Source organism: Candidatus Hydrogenedentota bacterium (assembly GCA_035450225.1).
In the GTDB taxonomy this organism is placed as follows: Bacteria; Hydrogenedentota; Hydrogenedentia; order Hydrogenedentales; family SLHB01; genus DSVR01.
In genome coordinates, this window is sequence record DAOTMJ010000019.1 from 52,789 (window position 1) to 79,647 (window position 26,859).

Consider the following 26,859-nt stretch of genomic DNA (forward strand, 5'->3'; position numbering starts at 1 on the left):
ACAATCACGGCCAATCCCGCCCTGCAAGTGCTCAGCGTTCGAAATCGGGCGCGCCGGGATCGTCTCCCTCGCTTTCCTCTTCGCCCCCTTCGCCCTCTTCGAGAATGGACACGTTGCGGCGCGCGGCCACGTCCATCACCTCCTCGGCGGCATAAATGGGGCACTGCATGCGGACGGCGATGGCGATGCCGTCGCTGGGCCGTGTGTCCACACGCAAGACTTGTTCAACCTGTCCGGTGGCGGATCGTTGCTCGATGTTGAGATGCGCGAAGAAGATGTCGTTTTCGAGTTTGTAAATGGTCACGGATTGCAGGTGTCCGCGCAGTCCGGCCAAGAGATTGCAGATCAAATCGTGCGTCAGCGGGCGTGCCGGCGTTTGGCCGAGCAGGACGATCTGAATCGCGCTGGCCTCGGCGGGTCCCACGACAATGGGCAATATGCGGTCGTCGTTTCGGAGCAGGACTATCGGCAGCGACTCCTCGTCCTGCTGGCTGATTCCGACCAGTTCAAGAGGCACCATGAACAACAATCCTTTCCCGCGCGACCAAGACACGGCGCGCGGAAACATCAAAAAAACCGGTTTACATCCCTCAAGCGCATGGGCTGATTTACGGGGGCGCGCCACGCAATTTTACCGCCGCGTCCGGTCCGATGAAGGGCGCGGACGGTCTAGAGCATATAGACGAACGGCGACACGACGCCCGCCTGGCCCGCGAACACGATCAACACGCCCAGCAACAACAGCGCGATGATAATCGGCGCCAGCCAGAATTTCTTGCGCACCCGCAAGAACGCCCAAATTTCTCTCAACATTCCCATGGATTCAACCTCGTCTCCAGTTTCACAATCCTATTTTAGAACTGATCGAGATACCGCTCAAATTCCTTCGGTTGATCTTCCGCCTCTTCCCAATAGGATTCCGCCGCCGGATCCCACGCCCGGTTCAGCGGGTCGTGGCGCACGAGCAACATAATGACGCGCACCGGCACAATCAGAAGGAAGAACGCAAGCGTCAACAGGACGCGTGTCGTCAGCCAATTCAGCGCTTCGGCGAACTTCATCCAGACTATCAGGACCGGACGAAGAACGAACGGGGCAACCAAACCCAGCGCCAAGAACACCGCCGCCACGCTGAAGAAGTATGTGGGAACAACGGCAAACCCGTGTAATGCCCATCGGATCAGGCCCAAAACCGCAATGGCAACGGCCATCACGATCCCGAACTTGCGCTGTTCCGATCTGCTGGACGTGTCGAGTGTCATAAGGTCAGTCCAGTTCGAATTCCTCTTTCCATTTGTCGTCGTCCTGCCAGGGCTTCTGCTGGATCTTGTCGAGCAGGAAGTGGCCCATGACAAGATAGTCCATCCGCGTGCGCATGAAACAGGTAAACGCCTCGTGGGGCGTGCAAACGATCGGTTCGCCGCGGACATTGTACGATGTGTTGATAATGACCGGGCACCCTGTCCGTTCCTTGAAGCATTCGATGAGGCGATGATAAACGGGGTTGTCGCGCTTGTCCACGGTCTGGATACGCGCCGAATTGTCCACGTGGGTGATGGCCGGCATGTCGGATCGCACGACTTTGAGTTTGGCGAACCCTTGCGCCTCTTCCTCGTCGGGCGAGAGCGCGCGCAGGCGTTCTGCCCGCACCGGGGCCACGAGCAGCATGTACGGACTTTCCCGATCCAGGCCAAAGCAATCGGATACGTGTTCGGCGAGGACCGTGGGGGCGAAGGGCCGGAACGATTCGCGGAACTTGATCTTGAGGTTCAGAACCGACTGCATCTCGCGGGAACGCGGGTCGCCGAGGATGCTCCTCGCGCCGAGCGCGCGCGGCCCGAATTCCATCCGTCCCTGGAACCAGCCCACGACGTTTTCGGTCGCGACCAGTCCGGCGACGCATTGGCAGAGTTCCTCGTCCGAAGAAAAACGCGTAAAGGGGATGCCTTCGGATTCGAGATACGATTGGATTTCCTCGTCGGAAAAGGCCGGGCCGAGATAGGTTGCCTTTTGGCGGCGGCTGTCGGGTGTGCGCGGATTGTCCAGCAGTTGGTGCCACGCGAACAGGGCGCATCCGAGCGCATTGCCCGCGTCGCCCGCCGACGGTTGAATCCAGACGTCGTCGAAGGGGCCTTCGCGCAACAGACGGCCGTTCGCGACGCAATTCAACGCGACGCCGCCCGCCAGGCAGACGTTGCGCATACCGGTGGTTTTGTGGACATGCCGACCGATGCGCAGGATGATTTCCTCAGTAACGATTTGGATCGAGCGGGCGATGTCCATTTCACGCTGTGTCAATTTCGTTTCCGGTGTTCGCCGCGGACCGCCGAAAAGCCGGTCGAATTTTTCGTTGGTCATGCGTAATCCGGCGCAAAAGTCAAAATAATCCATGTTTAGACGGAACGATCCGTCTTCCTTGATGTCAACGAGTTCCGTCAGAATTTCCTTGACGAATTTGGGCTCGCCGTATGGCGCCAGCCCCATCAATTTGTATTCGCCGCTGTTGACTTTGAATCCGGTAAAGTAGGTGAACGCGGAATACAGCAGGCCCAGGGAATGAGGAAACTTGATTTCCTTGAGGATTTCGATGCGGTTTTCCCGGCCGACGCCGAATGTGGAAGTGGCCCATTCGCCGACGCCGTCGAGGGTGATGATAGCCGCCTCTTCAAAAGGACTTGGGAAAAAGGCGGCGGCGGCATGGCTCTGGTGGTGCTGCGTGAAAAGGACTTTTCCCTCGTAATCCAGCCGTTCGCGGATGGTGTTCCGCATGAAGATTTTTTCCTTGAGCCACGCGGGCATCTGCTGGATGAAGGAGGTCAACCCTTTCGGCGCGATGGCCAGATAGGTGCTCAGCAATCGCTCGAATTTGAGGAAGGGCTTGTCGTAAAAGACGACGTAATCCAGATCGCGGGCCGTAATTCGGCCTTCCTGAAGACAGTATGCCACGGCATGATCCGGAAACCGCGGATCATGTTTCTTCCGCGAAAAGCGCTCCTCCTGCGCGGCGGCCACAATATCGCCGTCACGGACGAGACATGCCGCACTGTCGTGGTAAAAAGCGGATATTCCAAGAATATTCATTGCGTGCCACAGCCTTTGACCCAATGGTACCCGCCCCGCCGCGTCCGATGCAAATACCCGAGAATCCTAACGTCCGCAAAGTCCACCTTCTGGATGTCTCACGACGCACTGACGATGCGAACAGTCTTGACGTTGAATGCGGCAAGGGGGGCGGGATCGTCCGCGCCTTCAAGGGGCGGATGTTTGGCTTCGTTGTTGGTTTCGCGGGTAGGCCAATCGCGGTAGGGTCCGGTGCGGAACGACAAGCGCTCGACGGATAACACGGCTTCGGCCAAAGGCGCGTGATCAATCGCGTTACGGCCATCAATCGTCAGGCTGAAATGGCCGAACGGAGAAGCGTTCACTGCGATATCAACCTTGTGCCAGGTATCCGGCTTATAGGGTTGAAGATTCGTCCACGCGCCGCCCATGAATGCCTTGATTTGGCCGTCGGCATCGAAGCGCAGGCGGACGGGCCGGTTGCCGAACCGGTCGAGGACTTCGATGTCCAGCAGCCCCTTGTCCGCTTGCCGCGCAAGGACCGTTGCGCCGATTTCGGCTTTCATGCCTTCCTGAAACACGCGGACGGCTTTCGCGTAGTCATACGGATCTTCGTCGCGCAATTCGAGGCTCTTTTCGGCGGCGGACGGAAAATCAACGACCCGCACCGGGGCCCATTTCGGCGAGTAGATGTTCCAGTCGAGAATGTGGCCGCCGGTTTCCATTTTGCTGAAGTTGTCCTCGACCGGTCCTTCCACGCGATAGCGGACCGGCACGGGAATCCGGCTCACCCACATGTCTTCCTTGTTGACGCTGTAGGTAATCCACATGGCGTTGTCGGGGGGAACCCCGTTGCCCTCCTCGATGCCGCGCACGTATTGCGGGCCGTAGTCTTTCCAGCGTCCGAAGAACCGGCGCGGCGGCACTTCGCCATGGACTACCAGCAAGTCGTCGAAGATGATGCCGTCGTCGCTCGTCACCATGGCCAGCGGATACCGGTGTTCGCTGTGCGTCGTCGGCACATACACGATGGCATAGCGCCCGTCCGGCGTTTTCTGTCCCCATGCCTTTGCCCCATCCGTCGTGAACGTCGGCGCCTTCACCGGTTTTGAAAACGTCAGCCCCTCATCCGCCGACAGCGCGCACATCGCCCATTTCCAAAGCGCGACGACCTTGCCGTCCTTGCGGTGATAGAAACTCAGGGCTTCGACGTCGCCCTTGATCGGGTAGAAATCCTTGGGTCCCGGATCCTCGTCGCGGCATTGCAACATCATGAGCCGGTTCGACAGGAATGCTTTGCATGCCTCGACGAACCCCGTGTCGGCCGATCGCGTGTAGAACGGATAACTCGTGTTTTTTTCGTTCCATTTTCCATGACTGGCGTAACGGATGAAATAAATGGGGCCAAAGGTTCCATCCTTGTAAATCTCGCGCACGACGCGCCCGATGCCGCCCGGTCCGAAGGGATCTTCGGCATGGCCGTGGAACGCGAGCGCGAGCAGGCGTCCGTTGGGTGCGACGAAAAAGCCCATCCGTTGGTGCATCATGTACCCGTGGTAGCCTTTCGGAACCGTCACGCCTTTCGGCGGTTCGTAGGCGGGAAACACGACCACGGGCTTTGACCATTCGCGCCCGTCGCGCGAGGTGGCGATCAGCGTGTGCCCCGGCGCTATGTGCTCGTCCACCGGGTTGCTCAGGTATTCCTGGTAGAACGTGTCATTCCAATACGCCAGCATCGGCGCGTGGTTGTAGGTCCATCCGAACCCTTCGGCGCGTTCCGGATGCGTGCGGTTGGCGCGGAAGGTCTGATAGTTGGCCACCCCCACGGGGGGGCGCAGCCGCCCATCGTGCGGAGCGGGATCTATGCCGACTCCGCCGACATAACGCACCGGCTCGTGTTCGCTGCCCGTTTGCGCCCGACCCGGAGGATGAATCAACAAACACGACAGACACACGACTCCGGTAAGAAGCAACGATTCATACATGAACGTTCTCCTGGTTGGAGGGTCAGGCGGCGCCCAGAAGACCCCGGACGAAATTGGCATTCCTTCGAAAATCCGCGTCGCGATCCTTGGATGGCGCCGCCGTCTCAAGCACGACCCAGCCCTTGTAACCGATCGTGTTCATAGCATCGGCCACGGGTTTCATCGCGACCTTTCCTTCGCCGAGGTAATGGCCGCCGTCCTTGAAATGGAACTGGCAAATGCGATCGCCCAGCAGGCGAATTTCCGCAGGAACATCGTAGCCGTTGTCGGTCGAATTGCCGACATCGTAATACACCCGGACGGCATCGTGGCCCACCCGTTCGAGAATATCGAGATTCTGTTTCGCGGACAACGTGTTTTCGAGGCCCAGAATAACGCCGGATTCCTTGGCTTTGGGGGCGGCTTCCTTCAGTTTGCCGACGAGCGCGTCCACTTCCGCCTTTTTGAGTTCGTTGCCCTTGCGCAAATCGCCTTTTCCAAAAAAGGCTATCAGGATAACTGAAGCGCCCAAATCCTTTGTGGCGCCAATCGTCTGTTCAAGCCACGCCACACCGCGCGGTTCCGTGGCGAGCGGCGAACCGTTCAGGAACCCCATGGCCACCGACGACACGGCCACGCCTGTGGTCTTCATCAGGTTCTTGTATTGTTCGCGGTACGCTGGATCTGCGATCAGCAACGTATCGGTCGCTTCGCCCGCCGACACTTCAAGTCCGTCGAGACGAATGGCCTTGGCGACTTCGAGTCCGCCTGGTCCTTTCGCGCCGAGCGACCAGTCGCACGCGCTCAGCCGGATGCCTTTTCCTGCCTGCGCATAACCCGCCGCGGGCATCAACCCCCATGCCGCGACGCCCGCTGCCGTCCCCGCCAAAAATTGCCTGCGAGATAATGTATCCATCGAACGCCTCCTGTCTTCCGTTGTGCCTGTCGCGCACTATACCACTATCCGCAAGGCGATTGCAGGCCGCGCGTCCCCTGCGGGCGCCCTTGCGGCTGGGCAACGCGGCATGGATGCCGTCTTTGCCGCCATGCCGGGCTTGACAGACGGAACGGAATGGTGTCTTATAGAAGCAACCCCCTTTTTAGGGGAGAAGGAGCGAGCGGCCATGCGTACTTCTGTTGTGCTATGTGCCTGTGCAGGCCTGTTGGCGGCATCCGCTTGGGCGGGGACGACGGCCATCAATTTCGCGGACGGCATCGGCCTGTTGACGGGCCAGTCGGGTCCGGGGCAGTTGCAGGCGTCCAGCGGGCGCGCGGTTTTCACCGGCGCGAACACCTCTGTTTTGAAAAAAGGCGGATCGTATGTCGTGGGAAGCGGCGGTTCCGTTTCGGCCACGATGGGGCTGGTTCCCTATTCCGACGCGCAATACGGGGTCGGCCTGATCATGATTGACACGACCGACACGCAGAACACGGTCACCGCGACCGTGGACGGCGGCGGCATGGTGGTGCTGTCGGACTGGATCGGCAACGAACGGGCGCTCGATTTCAGTTGGCCCGCCGCGCTTAATTCGATGACGCTCCAGTACGACACCTATTCCGGGCGCGCGACGCTGACGTTGAACGGCGCACAGTCCGTTTTTCTGGATTATGCGCTCAGCGGGGCCTCATCCGTGTACGTCGGCGTGGGATCCTTGGGTCCCGGCGGGTTCGCGTCGTTCAGCGCCACGGGCAACGGCATCCCCGACTACCCGCCGCCGAACACGATTACGCCCAATCCGTCCGGGCCGGTTCAGGAGGGCGCCAGCGTTTCGCTGACCGCTCCGGAAGGTTCGGGTTATCAATGGAAACGGAACGGCGTGGACGTACCCAGCGACGGGCGCCATGCCGGCACGCAATCGCGGACCTTGACCATCAATCCGGTGTTGCCGTCCGATGCCGGTTCGTACACCTGTGTGTACACGCTGCCCACCAAGGCCATGAAGGAAACGGAACCCTATGTGCTGACGGTGCTGGCGATTCCGAACCATATCACGGCCAATCCGAGCCGGTTCATCGAGGAGGGCGACCGCTTGTCGCTGACCGCGCCGGCCGGATCCGATTATCAATGGAAGAAAAACGGTTTGGCACTGAGCGACACCGCCACGATCGCCGGCACAAGCGCGCGGACCCTGACCATCGATCCGGTCGCGCCGGAGGATGCGGGAATCTATACCTGCGTCTATACGACCGACGCCAAGGCCGTAAAGGAAACGGAACCGTACGTGCTGACGGTGTATGCCCCCAACAGCATCCCTGTGGCCGGCATCGCCGGAACCGCGCTGCTTGCGGGCATGATGGCGCTTGGCGGCCTTGCCGCGATTCAGTTCAGGGAAAAACGGCGCGTTGCATCCTGACGGTTGTCCAAGCGCCATGCCCCGCGGCTTGCCGCAGGGGGCGGATGCGCGCGTTTTCCTGTGGGGCCGCGATTCTGGTATGCTAGAGGCGAAGCGATGAAGGAGGGTCACTCATGCGAAGTGAACGTCTGCGGAAATGGGTTCCCGGCGTGTGGTTGGCGCTTGCGGCGGGATGGCTTGCGGGATGTCCGGCGATCGAACCGGGCGACATGGTCAACCTGCGCGCGGCCACATTCATCATGGGCCAGCGCGAAGGCGGCGAACCCAGCGGCAACGGCGATGAAGTGCCGCGCCACACCGTTCATCTGAGCGCGTATGCCATCGGCAAATACGCCGTGACGAACGCGCAGTATGCCGCCGCCCTGAATTGGGCGCTCGAACAGGGGTATCTGCAAACCCGTGACGGCCAGCCCTATGCCGGAGGCGACGTCTACGAGGGCGGGCAGATGCTGATAGACCTTGCGCCGTTCGATTACGACGGCCTGTACTGCGCCATTCAATTCAAGGATGGAGTCTTTGCCGTCGAACCGCGGGACGAACTTTCGATGGACAATCATCCCGTGGTCAACGTCACATGGTTCGGGTGCGCGGCGTATTGCAACTGGCTGAGCCGCGCCGCCGGTCTCGCGCCCTGTTACGACGAGACGACGTGGGAACGGTTCGAACCGGTTCGCAACGGTTACCGGCTGCCGACCGAAGCCGAATGGGAGTATGCGGCCGCATGGGATTCCGCCGCCACGCCGCCTCGCTGGATTTACGGGTGCCGGACGGACAAACTGGACAAATCCCGCGCCAATTACGACAAGGCGAATCCTCTCCAACTGAAACGATATCCATTCACCACGCCGGTCGGTTATTACAACGGCATCAACAAGGACACGGTGGACAGTCCCAGCCCGGCGGGCTGTTACGACATGACGGGGAACGTTTGGAACTGGGTTGAAGACCGGTACGGTCCCTATTCGGCGCAGGAACAGACGAATCCGGCGGGACCCGCGACGGGCGATCACCGGGTGTTGCGCGGCGGCGGATGGGCGATGAAAGACCGCGATTGCCGCGTGTCCTACCGCATCTACAACGTGCCCGACGACTGGTATTACTCCTTCGGTTTCCGCGTCGCGCGGTCGCGTTGACAGGGAGGCGCTTCGCCATGAGCATCAAGGAACGGGTCCAGGAGGAAATCACCAAGGCCCTGAAGGCGCGCGACACGATCCGCCTGGAATGTCTTCGGCTGGCCAAGGGCGCCATCCTGTTGAAGGAAAAGGAATCGGCGGCCGAATTGACGGATGAGATGTCGGGCGCCGCGCTGCGCGCCGAAATCAAGAAACGCCAGCAGAGCATCGAGATCTTCCGGCAGCACGGCAAGGAAGCCGAAGCCGCCGCGGCCGAAAACGAAATACGGATCATCGAGGAATTCCTGCCCAAACAGATGTCCGCGGACGAAATCGAGGCGAAGGTCCGCGCCTATCTGGCGGAACACCCCGAATTGAACCATCCCGGCAAATTGACCGGCGCCCTCAAGAAAGAATTGGGCGATCGGGCCGATGGCAAGGTCCTCAACGAAATCTGCAGGAAGGCGCTCGGCGTTTGAACGCAATCCGGACGGGTCTGGCATTTGGCGGAGTGGCGGCGGCATTTGTCCTGTTATATTCCCTGACGGGTTCGCCGCCGGCCCCGCCGCCGGGCAAGACCGTGATCAATGTGTGGCATCCGTGGCCGGGGGATCAGGGCGAGGAATTCCGGCGGCTGGTGGACCTGTTCAACGAGGGCAATCCGTCCCTCCATGTGCGCCTCCTCTACGTGCCCAACAACCTCTCGTCCAGCCAAAAACTGTTTCTTTCGATTTCGGCGGGCATGCCGCCGGATTGCACGTTCGTGGACGGTCCGCAAGTGTGCGAATGGGCCGCGCGGGGCGCCATCGTCCCGCTCGACGACTTGATGGCCGCGCAGGGCGTGCGCAACGACGATTTCTGGGAACCCTGCTGGAGGCAGAACCGGTTTCGCGGCCAAACCTATGCCCTTACTTACTGCGCCGACCCGAATTTCGCCTTCTTTTGGAACAGGGAAGTGTTTCGGGAAGCGGGCCTGCTCGAGGGCGGGCCGCCGAAAACGCTCGAAGACCTCGATCGCCTCACGAAGGCCCTTACCCGTTTCGACGCCAACGGCCGCATGACGCGCATCGGCTTCATCCCTTGGAACGTGTTCGGTTACGCGAACTCGACGTTTACGTGGGGCTGGGCCTTTGGAGGCGAGTTTTACGACGACGCCCGCGAGCGCATCCTGTGCGGCGAAGATCCGCGTATTCTCCAGGCCGTGAAGTGGATGAAGTCCTTCGCGGACGAATACGGATTCGAGCGAATCAACAGTTTTGCCGAGGGCTTCGGCGACCAGGCCGACAGCCCCTTCATCCGGGGCAAGATCGCAATGGCCGCGGGCCACGTCTCGAACATCAAGTTGTTCCAGAAATACGCGCCCGATCTCGACTATGGCGCGGTTCCATTTCCATACCCCGCGCACATGGGATCCGACCACAGCGCGTGGATGGGCGGCTGGTGTTTGGCCATTCCGCGCGGGTCCGCCCAACCCGAAAAGGCCTTCGCGTTCATGAAATGGCTGTGCACCAGCGCGGAAGCGGGCCGCTCGATGATCGTGACCACAGGCACCTTCCCCGGATACAAGGCCAGCCCCGGCTTCGAGTTGGTCAAGGGCAACGAGAAACTGGAAGTGTTCTATGATGTGCTGAAAAACACCCGGCACCAGCGCCCCGTCATGCCCGCGCAGGCCTATTTCATGGGCGCGCTCGACCGGGCCATCAGCGACGTTCTCAACGCCATCAAAACGCCCGAACAGGCCCTCCTGTACGCCCAGACCGAAACCCAGAAGGAACTCGACCGGGTCTTGGGAAAACAATAACCGTGCGCGCTGCATGACAACGCGGAAGGCAACGAATTACAATTCCGCATATCGGGAAAAAACCGAATGCAACCGAAAGGGCTGAAAACATGACGCTGCGGGGATGCCTGGCGCGCGGAGTAAAAGTCCTGGCCGCAGGACTCGTCCTGCTGGCCGTGTTGGTCTATTTCTATTTTGTGCTGCCGTTTTGGGGCATTCCGTTCAATGCGCAACGGCACGGCCGGCCCCCCATTACCCCGCCGTGGGCGCTCGAATGCTGGCTCTGGGAAGACGACGTCAACACCGGCGCATTCGTTGCCGAACTGCTCGAAGGGTACGCCAAGCACGATATCCCTGTGCGCACCATCCTGATTGACAGCCCGTGGAGCACCCGCTACAACGATTTCACGTTCGACGAGGAACGGTATCCACAGCCGAAGGAATTCATTCGCGGCCTCAAGGACAAGGGATATCGCGTCGTGTTGTGGATGACCTCCATGGTCAACCGCACAAACCCGGACACTTCGATCAGGGACGCGTCGGACTGGTTCGAGGAAGCGCGCAAGAACGGTTTTCTCGTGGCCGATGGGGCCATCATGCGATGGTGGAAAGGGCGCGGCGGCTGCATTGACTACACGAACCCGGCCGCGATGGCGTGGTGGCGCGGCATGCAGGATCAAGTGCTGGACCTTGGCATTGACGGGTGGAAACTCGACGGGGCCGACACCCTATGTTTTACGCTGTTGTTCGGCAAGATACCCTTTCCTTATTTCAAGACGCATCGGGGATATATGACCACCCGGGGCTACATGGATCATTACGCGCGCGAGGAATACCGCTACGGCTTGACGAAAAATCCCGAATTCGTCACGTTGATCCGCGCCTACGACACGCCCTACGCCCATCCCGAAGGATTCGCCCCCATTGACGCCGCGCCCGTCACGTGGATCGGCGACCGGACCCATACGTGGAAGGAAGGAACCGACTCGGTCAACGAAAAGGATTTGATGACGAAGAAGGGCGCCAACCGGGGCTTCGAGGCGGCCATCCGCGACATCCTGCTCAGCTCGAAACGGGGTTATTGCGTCGTCGGCGACGATATCGGCGGCTACCATGGCGGTTCGTACATCCCGCCGCGCCTGTACATGCGCTGGGCTCAGTTCGCCTGCTTCAACGGACTGTTCCTCAACGGCGGCCACGGCGAACGCCGCATGTGGATGCGCACGCCCAAAGAGTTGGACGTCGTCCGGAAATACTCGTGGCTCCACACCGAACTGGTCCCCTATATGTACAGCCACGTCGTGCGTTGCCACGAGGGCGGTAAGCCCTTGCAACGCCCGCTCGACAAAGGCAAGTACCATTTCATGTTCGGCGACGATTTTCTCATCGCGCCGATTTATCGCGACAGCCGCACGAACACGGTTGAATTTCCCAAGGGACGGTGGCGCTACCTCTTCAACGAGGCCGAAGTCATCGAAGGCCCGGCGACCGTCACGCGCGACTTCCCGCTCACCGAATATCCGGCCTATATCCGCGACGGCGCCATCATTCCGCTCAATGTCTGCCGGGCCTACACCGGCTTCGGCGATGAACAATCCCAGGGATACGTCACATGGGCCATCTATCCGAACGGCGCCAATGTGTTCACCTGCCACAACACCGACAAGAGCGGCGCGACGACCGTCCGCGTTGCCGAAAAAACCGGTTCGCTCGATATTTCCTTTGACGGCGTCCAAAAACCGCACATCCTGCGCATCCTCATGCCCGAAGCACCCAAAACCGTCCAACTGGACGGCAAGGATCTCGCCGAAACGACCGACTGGCGTTACGACGAAACAAATCGCCGTCTCTGGATCAAAACGGCCAGTTACACCGCGGGGCAATACCGGATTGCGTGGAAATAATCACGTCAAATCTTCACCGGAAGCCGTCAACCCAACCAATGATTTGCGCTGGGGATTTTTGGGCCGATAATGTCGCGAAAAGTGGACAGGTTCCTGAAACGGATGATATGATTCTTCCGCAGGCGGCGCCGCCCGATCGTTGAATGATTCATGGACTCCGGGATTGTGTAAGCGTGTTCGTGCAGTCGTAAGCGTGACGCCGAATCTCCATTCGGCGGGGTTGCCTTGGGCGGTGGTGTTGAATGTGTTGACCCAATCCGGCTCCCGAATGCGTTTGCGTTCTCGTTGCAATTCGGGACAGCGCGGCGTGGTCTTGGAGGTCCCGCGTGTCGCAGGAACGCACAGAAGCGGTGGTGTTGCGCGGTGTTGATTTCGGCGAGACGAGCCGCATCGTCACGTTTTTGTGTCCGGAGCGCGGGCGGCTGGCCTGCATGGCAAAAGGCGTTCGGAGAAAAAACAGCGCCTTGGCGCCGGCGCTCGACACGCTCAATCACGTCGAACTGCTGTATTACTGGCGGGACGGCCGCGAGGTGCAGACGCTGGCGGAAGCGTCGCTGCTCGACGGATTCACGGGTATCAAGGCGGACCTCGCCAAGGCGGCGTTCGCGGCGTTTCCCATGGAACTGGCCGCGAAGGTTGCGCAGACAAACGAACCGTCGCGGGAACTGTTCGCGACGCTGGTTCGCGGACTGCGCGGCCTGAACGCATGGACGGGCGCGGCGGCGGTGCATGCGGCGTGGCAGGCGATGGCGTTGCTGGCGGCGGCGGGGTTCGACCCGTCGCTCGACGCGTGCGCGGTGTGCGGCGCGCCGATAAAAGCGGCGCACGGTTTTTCGTTGTCGGGCGGCGCGACATGCGCGGCGTGCCCGGCGGAACGGCGGCTGAGCGCGGCGCAGTACGAGGCGTTGCGGACGCTGTCGGGCGCGCGGAGCGCCTGTCCGGACATCGGGGCCGTGCCGGGCCTGTGCGGATTGTTGAGCGCCTACGCAGCGCACCAGTTGGAAACGGAGTTTCGCAGCATTCGGGTGATTGCCGAGATGCTGGCGTGAGTTGAATGCCTGTACGTCACGATACACCCCGTCGTGATCGTGATCACACGGGTTGATTGCTGAGTCAAGAGAGACATGGCGGCATTAGTGGAACACATACGCAATTTCTGCATCATCGCGCACATCGATCATGGCAAATCCACGTTGGCGGATCGCCTGCTCGAAATCACCGGCACGGTGGATTCGCGCAACATGAAGGAACAGACGCTCGACATGATGGAAATCGAGCGTGAACGCGGCATCACCATCAAGTCGGTGGCCGTGCGCATGAAATACCGCGCGGACAACGGCCAGGAATATGTGCTGAACCTCATAGACACGCCGGGGCATGTGGACTTTTCGTACGAGGTGTCTCGGAGTCTTGCGGCGTGCGAGGGCGCGTTGCTGCTGGTGGATGCGGCGCAAGGCGTCGAGGCCCAGACGCTCGCGAACGCCTACAAGGCCATCGAGCAGGATCTTGAAATCATTCCGGTCATCAACAAGATTGACCTACCCAGCGCGGACATCGAGTCGGCCCGGCGGCAGATCCAGGACGTGATCGGTCTCGATGGCAACGGGGCGATACTGGCCAGCGCCAAAGTCGGCACGGGCGCGCACGACATTCTCGAGGCGATTATCGCCCGCATTCCCGCGCCAAAAGGCGATCGGGCAAGGCCGCTGCGTGCGCTCATCTTCGACGCGGTCTATAATTCGTACCGGGGCGTCATCGTGTATGTGCGCGTGATGGAGGGGGTGCTCGAAACCGGCATGCGGGTCATGATGATGTCGAACGGAATGCGGTACGAGGCCGTGGAAATCGGCGTGCTGACCCCGGGCATGCAACCGGTGAAACGGCTCGAGGCGGGCGAGGTGGGCTATCTGATCTGCAACATCAAAACGTTGCAGAGCACGAAAATCGGCGACACGGTCACCGAGGCCCAGCATCCCGCCGCCGAGCCTTTGCCCGGATACGAGGACGTGCAGCCGGTCGTCTTTTGCGGGATGTATCCGGCGGTTGAAACCGATTACCAGGAATTGCGTGACGCGCTCGAACGGCTTCAACTCAACGATTGCTCGTTTTCGTTCCAGGCCGACAGTTCCGACGCGCTCGGCCTTGGATTTCGCTTGGGATTCCTCGGTCTGCTGCACATGGAAATCGTGCAGGAACGGCTCGAGCGCGAGTTCAATCTGACGCTCGTCACGACGGTGCCAAACGTCGCCTATCGCATCACCAAGACCGGCGGACAGGAATTGACCATCGAAAACGCATCGAAAATGCCGCCGTCGAACGAAATCGAAACCATTTACGAACCCTATATCGAAGCGGACATTCTATGTCCCACCGAGTACCTGAGCGCGGTCATAGACCTGTGCAAGAAAAAACGCGGCATCCATGTCCGCGTGGATTACATAGACGCGCGGCGCTGCATGGCCGTCTACCAGATGCCGCTGGCCGAAATCGTGCTGGATTTCTACGACAAGTTGAAGACGATTTCGCGCGGATACGGTTCGCTCGAATACCGCCTGATCGGCTACCGGCCCGGCGACTTGGTCAAACTGGACATTCTGTTGAACGGCGAAGCGGTGGACGCCTTGTCGTCCATCGTACACCGCGACCGCGCCGTGTATCTGGGCCGCCAGTTGGCGTCGAAATTGCGTAAACTAATCCCGCGCCAGCAGTTCGAGGTGGCGATCCAGGCCGCCATCGGCAACCGGGTGATCGTGCGCGAGACGATCAGCCCCCTGCGCAAGAACGTCACCGCCAAGTGCTATGGCGGCGATATCACGCGCAAGCGAAAATTGCTCGAAAAACAAAAGGAAGGCAAACGCCGAATGAAACAGGTCGGCACCGTCGAAGTGCCGCAGGAAGCGTTCATGGCCCTTCTGCGCGTCAACGAGGAAGCGGAATAGGAGTGGAACACCGCGTGCTGCAAAGGCTGAAGCGCGCAATCGAATCCATCACGGGGCCGTGGACGCTCCGCAATGCGCTGATGTGGGCCGGACTCATTGGCTTGGTTCTGGTTTTTCGCTGGCTGATCATGGAGCCGTACTCGATTCCGACCGGCTCGATGGAACCGACCCTGCACGGGGATCCGCGATTGCTGCGCGGCGACCGAATCGCCGTCAACAAACTGGTCTACGGGCCGCGTGTGCCGTTCATGCAGAAACGCCTGTTCCGCCTGTGGGAACCGAAGCGGTGGGATATCGTCGTGTTCCACTCGCCCGATCCGAATGCCGTACATCCCACGCTGGTCAAGCGGGTCGTGGGGCTGCCCGGCGAACGGATCCACATTGCGGATGGAAAAATCCACGTAAACGGCCTGGCTGTCGAACCGCCGCCGGAACTGCGTTCCGTGCTCAACTACACTACGCAATTGAAACGGAGCCGTGAAGACGTGCAGGCGTTTATTCTGCAACTCATCCGGCGCAGCGACGCCTTTCCCGCGATGCTTAACCCCGCCAACCAAGGCGTGCAGGACCTCATGAAGGAACTGAATGCCATCCGCGAAAAATTGAACGGTCGCGGCACGGATACCCTGAGCCAGGCCGAAATTGACGATCTACTCAAGGGACTAAGTCCTTTGAGCCTGTATATCGCGGAGGAACTCCTGGGGCTGGAGCAGGCGGCCCAGTTTCCCTTGCGGTACGGTGTTCGAACCGAAGACGAATACGCCGTCGTGCCGCCCGGCTGCTATCTGGTGCTCGGCGACAACAGCGGCGACAGCGTGGATGGGCGCTATTTCGGCTGGCTGCCCAACGGCAACATCTACGGGCGCGTGGTCTGCACATGGTGGCCCGTGGATCGCTGGCGCGATTTCACCGGTTTCTCGAAAACCTGGTGGGGCAAGGGGATTCTTTACGGTCCCCCGGCGCTGCTGATCGCATGGGAAGGGCTGGCTGTTGTCCGGCGAAGGCGGGCAAGAAACGGCGGATAGGATGTTCGGATCGGTCCGATCGCCATTCCCGCTTTCTCAAAGTTCCGCGAGCGATTTGGCGAGATTGTTTTCCGGCGCGACGGCCAGGATTTGCTTGCCGAGTTCCTTTGCGCCGGCGAGGTTGCCCATGCGTTGCAGGCACAATCCGCGCTTGGCCATGATGTCCACACGGGTAAAATTTTCGCCAAACGCCAGGTAGTATTTTTTCGGATCGGCGCGATCCTCGGCGGCGCGGTAATGTTCGAGGGCCGGCCCGAACCGCCCCTGCGCAAAGCAAATCTCGCCGCGCAGGTAATGACCTTCGGGCGAATCGGGCGTCAATTCGACGGACTTTTCGATGAGTTTCTCGGCTTCGGCGAGGGCATCCTCGGCGATGACCTGCATACCGGCCTGTTGGGCCGCGCGTCCGAGCACGTAGAGGGTGGCGAAATTCGCGCCGCCGTGCATCCGTGCCGCCTGCGCGAACGCGACGGCATTCTCCCACGCGCCCGCATGGAAACAGACGTGCGCCATGCCAAGGTTGGCCCGGGCGTTTTGCGGCTGGACTTCAAGGATGGCGCCAAACTGTGTGCGCGCCTCCTCGGGCGCGTTCATGGCCAGGAATGCGTAACCGAGGTCTATTTTGGCGGGAATTAGGTTCGGCTTGCGGGCGACGACCTGCCGCAGCAGTTCGACGGCCTTCCGCGGTTCGCCGAGTCGCAGGTAACACTTGCCCAATTGGTGATAGGATGCGGCGTAGGAATTGTCCATTTGGATGGCCCGCGTGAAAAACTGGACCGCGGCGGCGACATCGCCCTTCATCATCGCCGTCAATCCCTCGTCGTGGTAACTTTCGGCATTCTCGCCGCCAAACGCCATACCGGCCTCCCTGCGCTATCCGCGCAACGCCTCGAATGCTTTGCGAACCAGCGCGTCGTCTATATCCGTACGTTGTACCACATGCCCCATGCGATCCGGCAAAATCAATTTTACCGCGCCGGAACGCACTTTCTTGTCGTGGCGCATGGCCGCAAGGGCCGCCTCGACGGGCAGGTCCGGCCATGCGACCGGCAAGCCGTAGGCCTCGATGCAGGCGCGCTGGCGCGACACGAAGCCGGCTTCAACCATGCCGAGCGAGTGCGCCAAAACGCCCGCCGCGTGCATGCCGAGCGCCACCGCCTCGCCGTGCAGGAACAGACTGTATTCGGACGCGGCTTCGATGGCGTGGCCGAACGTGTGGCCGTAATTCAGTTCTGCGCGGCGTCCCTGTTCGCGTTCGTCCATCGCGACGATTTCCGACTTGATCTCGCACGACCGAAGGATGGGCCGTTCCAGTGCGCGGACATCCTTGGCGAGAATGGCCGCGGACGCCCCCTCAAGATAGGCGAACAGGTCCGCGTCCGCGATGACGCCGTGCTTGATGACCTCGGCCATGCCCGCGCGAACCTCGCGATCAGGCAAGGTGGCCAGAAGCGACATGTCAATAATGACCGCCGACGGCTGATGGAATGAACCGATCGAGTTCTTGCCCAAGGGATGATTGACGCCGGTTTTTCCGCCGACACTCGAATCCACTTGTGCGACGATGGTCGTCGGTATCTGGATAAAACGAATCCCGCGCATGTAGACCGCCGCCGCGAAGCCCGCCATGTCGCCCACGACGCCGCCGCCCAAGGCAACGACCATGCTGCCGCGATCCAGACCGGCTTCGAGAAAACGTCCGCACAGCCACTCGATTTGATCGAGCCGTTTGCGTTCCTCGCCGGCCTCGAACGCGCAGATCACCGGGCGGGCGTCGAACAACGACGCCACCCGTTCGGCGTAGAGCGGCCCGACGTTCGAGTCGGTCACGATGGCCGCCGAACCGCCCACGGACCGATCGCCCAGAATCGCGGGCAACCGGTCGAGAATGCCCTCGCCCAGATAAATGGGATACGATCGGTCTCCCAAGGCGACGGTCAGTGTTTTCACCGAATAGTCCTCTTGCGGCTAGTGTTTCAGTTTCACGGTCCGTTTGGTCAGCGCGGCCTTCTCGGCGGCCAGGATGACTTCGAGCGACTTCTTGCCTTCCTCGCCGGGACAATAGGGTTTTTCGAGTCCGAGGATCGCGCGGACGAACGCGCCGCCGACATCCAGTCCCCACGTTTCGTCGTTATTGGTGACGGCGGGCGGCACGTCGAACACGATTTCACAACCCGGCTTGATCAGGTTCGCCACGAGCGGTTTGCCGGGAATCTCGCCGATGCGCAACGTGCCGTTCGCGCAATGCAGGATCGTGTAGTTCGCGTCCATGCCCTTCAGGGTCCACGAGGCGCACAGCGTGCCCACGGTCCCATCCGTGAATTTCAGACACGACACGAAGTTGTCTTCGACGTCGGTGTTCTTTTTCTCGAGCCGCTCGAAAAAGGCCGCGATTTCGGCGACTTCCTTGCCCGTCAGGTAGCGCACCAGATCGGCCTTGTGGACGCCGAGGTCGGCCATCGCGCCGAAACGCGCCTCCTTGCGGCGGAAGAACCATTTGCCCGTCGGACTCCAGTATTCGGGGCCTTCGTGGCCGAACATCGCGGTTACGTGCAGGATCTTGCCCAAGATGCCGCTTTCGATGATTTCCTTCGCCTTCACATGCGGCGGGAACCGGCGCTGGCTCTGGTTGACGTTCAGGAGGCGCTTGCACTTCTTCGCGGTCGCGACCATCTTTTCCGCCTCGGCCACGCTGCACGCCATCGGCTTTTCGACGTTGACGTGGCAACCCGCCTGAAGCGCCGCAATCGTCACCGGCGCATGCAGATAATTCGGCAGCGCCACCGTCACCGCATCCAGCCTGGCATCCTTGAGCATTTTGCGATAATCGGTATAAATCTTGGCGTTCGGCGCCCAGCGTTCCGCCAGTGCCTTGGCCTTCGACGGGATTAGATCGCACAACGCCACGATTTCCGCTTCGGGACAAAACGCATAATCCGGCACATGCAAATGCTTCGCAATCTGCCCGCACCCGATCATGCCCACTCGCACTTTGCCTGCCATGACACGTCCTCCTTCACTATTCCATTGTCTCTTTGTCCGCCGTCTTGGGCATCCGGGTAATTGTAGTCGCGAGCGTGAACGGAAGCAAGACGGCACGGCGGGAAATGAACGGGCTTAGGCCCTGCGTCTTCTCCATGCCGTCGCGGCGGCCAGCAGCATCGCGACGATCAAGACTACCAGGCCGGGGAGACCCAGCGCGGCCATTCCCCATGTAATCGAAAGTTCCGCGGACGCGGAACACGCGGCGGTGTTGGCGTCGGCAATTTCGACGGTATAGATGCCCGAATCCGAAGTTTCCAAGGAATGCCGCGTGTAGGACGGTTCCGTCGCGCCGGCGATGGCCGCGCCATCTTTTTTCCAGAGGTATGACAACGGCAGATACCCGCCCGCCGCTTGGGTATGGAAGGTATGGGCGTTGCCAACGAACGACGACGCATCCGCCGGGGGCGTCACAATCAGCAGCGGATCTTCGACTTCCATCACGGCGCGAGCGGATTCGCGCAGGACGCCGTCGTAGACGATTTCGCACCAATAGGCGCCGCGGTGGTCTTGGCCAACATGTTCAATCCGCCAAGATGGGGCCGCCGGCCCATCGTGCACGGCCTTGGCCTGATCCGCCCATTTCCACTGGAAAACGGGGACAATCGGACCGAAATCGCCGTCCACTGCGAAGGTGTGCGATTGGCCCGCATACAATTTCACGCCGGCCGGTTCGACGGACAGGCCGTGCCAATTGTGAATCGTGTAAGCCGCGGACACCGCCCCGGCAAAGGGATTGCCCGCCGCGTCGGCCAGTCCCGCGCCGGCTATCGCAACGGCTACCGTGCCGTCCGCGTCGGCGTCGGACATCGTAACCGCAATCGTATAATCGGCGCCCGATCCGGTCACTTCGATATCGCCTGCGAGGGATCCGGGAACAAGCGAGATGTCAACGGCGGAAAGATCCGGCAACACGTCCTCGGTGAACGTAACAGCGAAGACAACCCGGTCCAGCGTCGAGGGCGTGCGATCGGCCAGCACGAACGAAGCCGCCGCCGGCGTCGTGTCGAGGACGATATCATCCGAAATCGCATCTTCGGATACACGGCCCGCGTAATCCCTGTATTGGACGTATACGGTTTTTGCGCCGTCGCCCGCCTCAAGCGTCCACGGGGCGCTTTCGGCATAAGCCGCGGCGGCATCCCATGTTTCCGGGGACCACGTGACGCCGTCATTGCTGAAGCGCATGCGATCCACGCCCGATCCGGCATCCGAAGCGTCGAGCGTCAACGTCACGTCGCGGCTGTTGGCGTAGGGCGCGCCCCCATTGATCAGAATTCCCCCCAGGGGCGGTTCGATGTCGTAGGCAATCGAGGCGGAAATGGCGAGATCGCCGTTGGCGTTGCCCGCTTCGTCCGCGTACTGCGCATAAACGGTGCGAAGACCGTCCGCGCCCCCCGCGAGCAGCCATGATTTCGTCGCGGCATACGGTTCCCAGTCGCTCCACGTAATGCCGTCGTTGCTGAAGCGCATCAGGCTTACGCCGGATATGGGATCGGACGCATCGGGCGATAGCGTGACGTCGAGACTCGTCGTCCATGCCGCGCCGCCGTCGATCGCAAGCGTTCCTTGGGGCGGCGCCGGATCGCAGACGACGGACACGACGATGGCGGCCGTATCGCCGGCCCATGCGGGCATGGCCAGGCAGGCCGCGCAGGCCGCCATCAATACGGCGACGCCACGCCAAACATGAAGCCCTATGTGCTTTTTCGCCGGCACTCGATGGTCTACTCCGTTTTTTTCGTCACCACGCGCACCCGCACCATATTCAGTGGTCCTTCGCCGGATTCCAGCAACAACACCGATTCCCACTTTTTCCCGAAATGCGCCGGGTCGTTCGGAACGTTCAATGTAATTTCCATCACGGCTTCGCCGCCCGCCGGAATTTCGACCGTGCCGGGAAAGGCCAGCCATGCCGAATCAGGCAAACGTTCGTGGCCGTGCGTCAAATAGACGGCAGGATCGACATTCACGTCGTCGAACAACGGGGCGACGTGCACGGTTCGCGCATGCGACTCATGGTTGAATAAAACCGTCCGCGCTTTTTCGACGCTTCCGGGCGCGACATTCTCGAAGGCGACAATGCTGGGCGCGACGGCAAGGGATCCCGCCGGCCGTTGGGCCGGATCCGCATCGCTTGCCGTCTCGATTTGAATGCGGATGTCGGCGGCCAGCGCGATGCCGCCCGCGCCCGGTTTGCCGTCCACGCCTATCGTCGCGACCCAATGCTGATTACTGTATTTGGGATCGTCCGGAATTTTCAGGAACACGTTCGCGTACGCTCGTCCCTTGGGCTCGACCGTAACCTCGCTCCGGTCAAGCCAGCACCACCGCGCATCCGGGATTTCGCCGTAGCCGCGTTCCCACTTTCCGCGTTCCGACGGGCGATGGACGGACAGACGCCACATCCGGCTTGCGTCGTCGTCGTTGTAAATCGTGATGCGCAGGCCCGTTTCCTTGTAAAGATCGTACTCGACGCCCGGTTTTACATCGTGAATGATGAACCGGCCGGGGGCGACCTTGAGGCTTGCGGCGTCCGCGAGGCCGGCCAGGCCCAGCAGCGCGGCCAGCACAATAGCGCAAGACAATCCCGTCACGCCTTTTTTCCTATCCGGCATTCTTGTCGCTTCCTTTGAAAAACACTCTTGGGCCTTGTTCGGTTACGGGGCGCTGGCTTTGACCGTCACGGTGAAGCCTTGGGCCACGCCACCGCCTTTCGTGTCGCTGGTCGGGGCGTTGTATGTCAGGGTGAACGACTTCGTCCCATAGGCGGCCACATTCGCCGCCAAGGTCTGATAGGTCTTGCTCAATGCCACGGAGGGCGACGGCGCCGCCTCGGCCGTCACCGCGAATTGGTCCGCGCCGGCCACCGCGCCGAGTGTCCATCCGCCCGCACCGTCCGTGCCGACGATTTCGAGTTTGCAGGCCGTGTTGCCCACGGTCGCTACCCACGTGTCCGATGCATTGCCGCCCAGCGCGATCGGCGGGATGGCCCACGACCCGTGGTCCAGCGATACCGAAATAACCGATTCCAGCGACACGGTCACCGTGATGCTCGCCGTGTCCGCGGCATAGGCATGACCCATTGCGCCGATGAGACATGCCGTTGCCAATGCCAATACCGTCTTCTTCATGATTCTTTCCTCCCTATGCGAAAACTCGCAGGTAAAGGCCGACATTCAATTCCCATTTGCATACAAAACCTGTTCAATTGTCCGCTCTATGGCACATGCCGCGAAACCTTGAGGGTGATGGTGAAATCCTGCGCAACGCCCCCGCCGAACGTGTCGCCCGACGGCGAGCGGTACCGAAGTCCAAATGTATTGTTGCCGGAGACCGGGACCGCCTCCGCAAGCAGTTGTTCGAGCGTGGTAAGCCCGATTTCATACGAACCGTCGTCGCCCTTGTCCACGTCAACGGAGAACGCATTGGATCCGGGGGCGGCCTGTAATTGCCAGCCGCCCGACCCGTTGCCCGCCTTGATGGTCACGTCTTCCGGAACATTTCCCGTATTCGACACGACATAGGGCCCGGATTCGCCGACGTACGCCAAGGCATGCGCGCCGATGGCCCAGGTGTCCGGCGACACCGTGACGGCGACGACCACATCGTCATAGGAAATGGTGTCGGCGATAACATCCACCGATACGTTGCCCGCCTGGTCCCTATATTGCACGTACACGGTCTTGGCGCCGAATCCGGCCGACAAGGTCCATGCCTTGCTGGACGCGACGTTTTCCCATCCGCTCCAGGACGAGCCGTCATTGCTGAATTGCATCTGGGCGACCCCGGAACCGCTGCCGTCGTCGGGCGTCAGCGTGAGCGTCACGTCTTGATTCACCGTGTAGGCGGCGCCGCCGTCAATGACGACCGTGCCGGTCGGAGGCGTGGTGTCTATCCCAATCGCCTTGCTTCCGCCCAACGAATTCACGGAACCCAAGGCCGGCAGCGTCAGCCCCGCGTTGTTGCCCGCTGCATCCTTGATTGAGGCCGTGCCCGTCAAGGTCAGCGCATCCGTGCTCAGATATTCGAGGTCCGACGACGCATCCCCGGCTTGGACCGTGTAGTTGAACGTGAGCACGGTCGTGCCGCTGCCGTCCGCATAGGGAGCCTGGCGGTCCGTCGCGCCCGTTTCCAACTGCAATTGCGCCACCCCCATGCCTGCCGTGTACGTGACCGATTTGCTGAACGTGACCGTGATGGGCACAAGCTGGCCCGTTGTGTAGAATCCGTTTGCAAGGGTGCTGGTTACGCTCGATACCGTGGGGGCGATGCCGTCAATCACGATGGCCTTGCTCCCACCCAATGAGTTTACCGAACCCAAGGCCGGCAGCGTCAGCCCCGCGTTGTTGCCTGCTGCATCCTTGATTGAGGCCGTGCCCGTCAACGTCAACGCCCCCGTGCCCAAATATTCGAGATCCGCGGACGTGTCCCCGGGTTGAACCGTGTAGTTGAACGTGAGCACGGTCGAGCCGCTGCCGTCCGCATAGGAAGCCTGGCGGTCCGTCGCGCCCGTCTCCAACTGCAATTGCGCCACTCCCGTGCCTGCCGTGTACGTGACCGGTTCGCTGAAAGTGATTTGTACGGGAACGACTTGTCCCGCGGGGTAAGTCCCGTCCGCAAGGCTGCTCGTGACGCTCGAAACCGTCGGCGCCGTCGTGTCAATCACAATGGCCTTGTTGGCGCCGAGCGACCCCGGGGCGCCGGCCGCCGGCAACTCAAGCGTGGCGCTCGTTAATGTTGTCGTATCCTTGATGGTTCCTCCGTTAAACTGAAGCGCGCCGCCGTTTGTGTAGTCGAGGTCGGGCGAGGTATCGCCGGATTGAACCGTATACCGGAATCGGAGCGTGTTTGTGCCGTTGCCGCTGAGGTAGGAGGCCATGCGGTTGGTGGCGCCGGTTTCCAGTTCGAGCCGGGGCGCTCCGGTCACGTTGACCGTGGTCGAGAACGTGACGTCCACGTCAATCACTTCACCGGCCGTGTATGTGCCGTCGGCATGGGTGCTGGTTACATTCGTCACCGTCGCCGACGCGGGGCTGAATGTAAGCGCAATACAAGGAACCGCGGTGCTGCGGGTTTTGGTGGGTGACGACGATCCCGACCAGTTCAAGGGATCGCCGTTCGTACTGTCGCTATATCCGATGACCGACCGGTAGCCTCCAGGCACAAACACGAGGCAGATTCCTTGTGTGGTGTAGGACGTGTTGTTGTGGCTGAAATCAATCATCAGGTTGCTTGTGCCGTCGTACAGGAAGGGCGTCGAGAAGGTGAATTTGCGCTGCCCCGTCGTGCTTATCGTCTCGTTGGCTTGGTAGCAGGTTGTCCAGCCGGTCGCATCCATGGAAGCCGGCGCCGAAAACGCACTCAGCGCCGTGGTCTTGATGCGGATGGTCCAGTTGTTCATTGTCTGTCCGGGAATGGTTGTGACATACAGGGACAACCCCGTAATTCTCCCGCTTCGGCCGATTTCACTGGCCAGATAGATCGATTGCGTGCGGGAGTCGTGGTACAAGGTGTACATGGGGAAAACCCACGTACCCGCGTACGGACCGACGGCCATCTTGTCCGGTTCGACGCCCAACTCGACGGCCAGGCAGGCTTCAACCAAGTTGTTCTTGGCGGCTTGGGTATAGCCCAAGTTGTCGGCGGCCTGCAAAAGAAGAATATACAGATCCAGATAGTCCGAGGCGCTCGTCAGCAGGTTTGCCGCGCATTCATACAACAGGGCCGCCGTGGCGCCGATTCCCATGCCCGTTACCGTGTGGCCGTTGAACGTGCCGCCGTCCGTCAGCAGATAGCACAGTTTGTTTCCAACACCGCTGTTGTAATGGACGCCGCCGACATCGCCGATATTGGCGCTGAACAAGGGGCTTCCCATCCGATCCGGATCGCCGTAGGCGGGCGGGTTCGACATGTCGCGGATCGCCCCGATGGGCAAATCTTCGCCCATGAGCCACCTCACGCCTGAGGTGTCGTTGCCGGCCCCGTTCGTCAAGTCCACCCATTCGCCCCACATGTCGGACAAGGATTCATTTATCGCGCCGGCCTGATTGAAGTAGATGAGGTTGGACTCGTAACTGGTGACGCCATGCGTCAATTCATGTCCCACCACATCATCGGCGGAGGCGTAACCCTGGCCAAAATACATGCGCTGGGCCGAATCGCTCCAGAACGCGTTGGGCATGGGACACGAATCGCCCGGATCACAGTAACGCACCGTGCCGCTCAAGGCCATGCCGGCATTGTTGATGCTGTCGCGGCCATGCTCCGCGCTGTAGAACGCGTACGTGTCGCCAAAATAGTCGTAGGCATTATTGGCGTCCGCGAGCCCAACCGGTGCGCCCCCTTCCGACCGCAGCAGGGTTCCGGGGTCGCTGCTCGTGTTGTTGGCATCGTAGATTTGCCTGTTCAGGGCGGCATGCGCCAAGGGGTAATGGAATGCGATGTCGCCCGTATGGGCGTCCACCAGCACGAGTTCGGAAACCAACGGATCGTTCACCGCATTGACCGTCATCCGCCAGACCAAACGTGTCGCGCCGCCCGCTCCCACCACGTCGGGAGAGAAAATCGCCAGCGTGGGGGGGCCGGCCTCAAGTTGAAGGTTGGGATTCCACGTGGAAAGCCATCCGCGCGCGCGGATGTCGGCGTCGCCCGGATTGGGGCGGGGGCGTCCCGGCGGCGCAGCGGGTGGCGGCGCGAGTTCAACGGCTCGCGCTTGCGCTTCCGCCGCCGACAGGGTGGGCGAAAGGTTCACACCGCCCTTGTCGAGTTCCTCCGTGTTGCGCTTGAAATCAGAAAACGCGCAGACGACCTCTCCGGCTTCGTTCAACTGGACGGTCGCTTCCGCGCAAAAGACGGGTAACCCGGAATACAACTGCTGCACTCGGATATAAGAACGCGATTCATGCGTCTTGCTTCGCGTGGCGCGAAAATCCGCGTTGGGGGATTCGTCCATGAAAATGCGTTGATGCTCTTTGAGAAAAGCCTCGGCTTTCTCGGGCAACGCCTTCCCCGCCGCCATCGGCAGGGGAAAATAGGAAGCGGGAGGCGCGCCCAAGAAGCGCACATACTCGCCGGGCGCCTTGTTCACCCTCACGTCGGTAGAAGCCCCAAGACCTTGCACGCTGCCAATCAGGTTTTCCACGGCGGCATTTCGCTGCGCCATCTTGCCCGATGCTTGGCCCGATGCTTGGCTCCATGCCGGGGTCTGGTAAATGGAAAGGACCACCAGGAAAACGGGAATTATGGCCATGCGAAACATGCGCCAACAACCAAGGGACGACGTGATCCACGCGCGGAACCCTGCCGCACGGGACCCTGACGGGACATTCCCTTTGCGTCTCGTTGTTGCGGTGCGCCTTTTCCTGTCAACCCGCAGCAGCATAAAACTCCCAACGGAGCATCATTGAAGAAGAGACTCAAGGCACAAGCGCCAAGAATCCTCGCTTCAAAGTTTTTCAACATTGACAAAAGAAGAATTAGTTCCCCCCACGGATTGGGCGCTCATTTACGCCGGAACTCCAGCGCCCAAATCCACACGCTCCTTCCTCGCCAACCTTGTTTATTTCAATTATAGTATTCTTGAGGGAAATCGTCAAGGAGCTGGAGAAGTTGTTTTGCAGAATTTTTATTTTTTACTTTTGTTTTAATACTTATTATTCATAAATTTCATATTTATA

General features: G+C 60.7%; 21 protein-coding genes. 8 read left to right on the forward strand and 13 right to left on the reverse strand.

The genetic code is table 11. The features are described from left to right. Positions 1–31 precede the first annotated feature (31 nt). The 6 genes from P5540_11565 to P5540_11590 all read right to left on the reverse strand — a co-directional run bounded on the left by P5540_11565 (position 32) and on the right by P5540_11590 (position 5,940). Positions 32–520: a bifunctional nuclease family protein gene (locus P5540_11565; GenBank protein ID HRT65452.1), complete on the reverse strand. Its 489-nt coding sequence runs from the start codon at positions 518–520 to the stop codon at positions 32–34. Between the two features lie 149 nt (positions 521–669). Further along, on the reverse strand, positions 670–819 hold the full coding sequence (locus P5540_11570; GenBank protein ID HRT65453.1) for a DUF5989 family protein: 150 nt from the start codon (positions 817–819) through the stop codon (positions 670–672). Between the two features lie 35 nt (positions 820–854). Further along, positions 855–1,262: an SxtJ family membrane protein gene (locus P5540_11575; protein ID HRT65454.1), complete on the reverse strand. Its 408-nt coding sequence runs from the start codon at positions 1,260–1,262 to the stop codon at positions 855–857. Positions 1,263–1,266: 4 nt separating this feature from the next. After that, positions 1,267–3,081, reverse strand: a complete 1,815-nt coding sequence (locus tag P5540_11580) for a carbamoyltransferase (protein ID HRT65455.1) — start codon at positions 3,079–3,081, stop codon at positions 1,267–1,269. Positions 3,082–3,179: 98 nt separating this feature from the next. Next, a complete protein-coding gene (locus P5540_11585; GenBank protein HRT65456.1) occupies positions 3,180–5,045 on the reverse strand; it encodes a hypothetical protein in 1,866 nt (621 codons plus the stop codon). Positions 5,046–5,067: 22 nt separating this feature from the next. Continuing rightward, complete coding sequence (locus P5540_11590; protein HRT65457.1) at positions 5,068–5,940, reverse strand: sugar phosphate isomerase/epimerase family protein; 873 nt, start codon at positions 5,938–5,940, stop codon at positions 5,068–5,070. A gap of 208 nt (positions 5,941–6,148) precedes the next feature. Here P5540_11590 and P5540_11595 point away from each other — a divergent pair, with 208 nt between their 5' ends. The 8 genes from P5540_11595 to lepB all read left to right on the forward strand — a co-directional run bounded on the left by P5540_11595 (position 6,149) and on the right by lepB (position 16,138). Continuing rightward, positions 6,149–7,378: an immunoglobulin domain-containing protein gene (locus P5540_11595; GenBank protein ID HRT65458.1), complete on the forward strand. Its 1,230-nt coding sequence runs from the start codon at positions 6,149–6,151 to the stop codon at positions 7,376–7,378. 113 nt (positions 7,379–7,491) lie between these two features. Then, complete coding sequence (locus P5540_11600; GenBank protein HRT65459.1) at positions 7,492–8,511, forward strand: formylglycine-generating enzyme family protein; 1,020 nt, start codon at positions 7,492–7,494, stop codon at positions 8,509–8,511. A 17-nt stretch (positions 8,512–8,528) separates the two neighbouring features. After that, on the forward strand, positions 8,529–8,969 hold the full coding sequence (locus P5540_11605) for a GatB/YqeY domain-containing protein (protein HRT65460.1): 441 nt from the start codon (positions 8,529–8,531) through the stop codon (positions 8,967–8,969). Further along, on the forward strand, positions 8,966–10,291 hold the full coding sequence (locus tag P5540_11610) for an ABC transporter substrate-binding protein (protein ID HRT65461.1): 1,326 nt from the start codon (positions 8,966–8,968) through the stop codon (positions 10,289–10,291). Before P5540_11605 ends, P5540_11610 begins: the two co-directional genes overlap by 4 nt. Before the next feature lie 89 nt (positions 10,292–10,380). Further along, positions 10,381–12,174 (forward strand): glycoside hydrolase family 31 protein, encoded by a 1,794-nt coding sequence (locus tag P5540_11615; GenBank protein ID HRT65462.1) that lies wholly within the window; start codon positions 10,381–10,383, stop codon positions 12,172–12,174. 326 nt (positions 12,175–12,500) lie between these two features. Then, positions 12,501–13,223 carry a DNA repair protein RecO gene (recO, locus tag P5540_11620; GenBank protein ID HRT65463.1) on the forward strand — a complete coding sequence of 241 codons (723 nt, stop codon included), beginning with the start codon at positions 12,501–12,503 and terminating at the stop codon, positions 13,221–13,223. Between the two features lie 75 nt (positions 13,224–13,298). Then, positions 13,299–15,113, forward strand: a complete 1,815-nt coding sequence (gene lepA, locus P5540_11625; protein HRT65464.1) for a translation elongation factor 4 — start codon at positions 13,299–13,301, stop codon at positions 15,111–15,113. Between the two features lie 2 nt (positions 15,114–15,115). Then, positions 15,116–16,138, forward strand: a complete 1,023-nt coding sequence (gene lepB / locus P5540_11630) for a signal peptidase I (protein ID HRT65465.1) — start codon at positions 15,116–15,118, stop codon at positions 16,136–16,138. A 36-nt stretch (positions 16,139–16,174) separates the two neighbouring features. On the opposite strand, the gene P5540_11635 is transcribed toward lepB, so the two are convergent. The 7 genes from P5540_11635 to P5540_11665 form a co-directional block, all read right to left on the reverse strand. Next, a complete protein-coding gene (locus tag P5540_11635; GenBank protein HRT65466.1) occupies positions 16,175–16,996 on the reverse strand; it encodes a tetratricopeptide repeat protein in 822 nt (273 codons plus the stop codon). A 15-nt stretch (positions 16,997–17,011) separates the two neighbouring features. Further along, entirely contained in the window at positions 17,012–18,088 is a 1,077-nt protein-coding gene (gene aroB / locus P5540_11640) for a 3-dehydroquinate synthase (protein HRT65467.1), read from the reverse strand. An 18-nt stretch (positions 18,089–18,106) separates the two neighbouring features. After that, positions 18,107–19,141: a Gfo/Idh/MocA family oxidoreductase gene (locus P5540_11645; GenBank protein HRT65468.1), complete on the reverse strand. Its 1,035-nt coding sequence runs from the start codon at positions 19,139–19,141 to the stop codon at positions 18,107–18,109. A gap of 114 nt (positions 19,142–19,255) precedes the next feature. Beyond that, positions 19,256–20,899 (reverse strand): immunoglobulin domain-containing protein, encoded by a 1,644-nt coding sequence (locus P5540_11650; GenBank protein HRT65469.1) that lies wholly within the window; start codon positions 20,897–20,899, stop codon positions 19,256–19,258. 8 nt (positions 20,900–20,907) lie between these two features. Beyond that, on the reverse strand, positions 20,908–21,798 hold the full coding sequence (locus tag P5540_11655) for a hypothetical protein (protein ID HRT65470.1): 891 nt from the start codon (positions 21,796–21,798) through the stop codon (positions 20,908–20,910). 42 nt (positions 21,799–21,840) lie between these two features. Continuing rightward, a complete protein-coding gene (locus tag P5540_11660; GenBank protein HRT65471.1) occupies positions 21,841–22,314 on the reverse strand; it encodes a hypothetical protein in 474 nt (157 codons plus the stop codon). A gap of 86 nt (positions 22,315–22,400) precedes the next feature. After that, positions 22,401–26,432, reverse strand: coding sequence for a M4 family metallopeptidase (locus P5540_11665; protein HRT65472.1), 4,032 nt, complete (start codon positions 26,430–26,432; stop codon positions 22,401–22,403). Positions 26,433–26,859 lie beyond the last annotated feature (427 nt).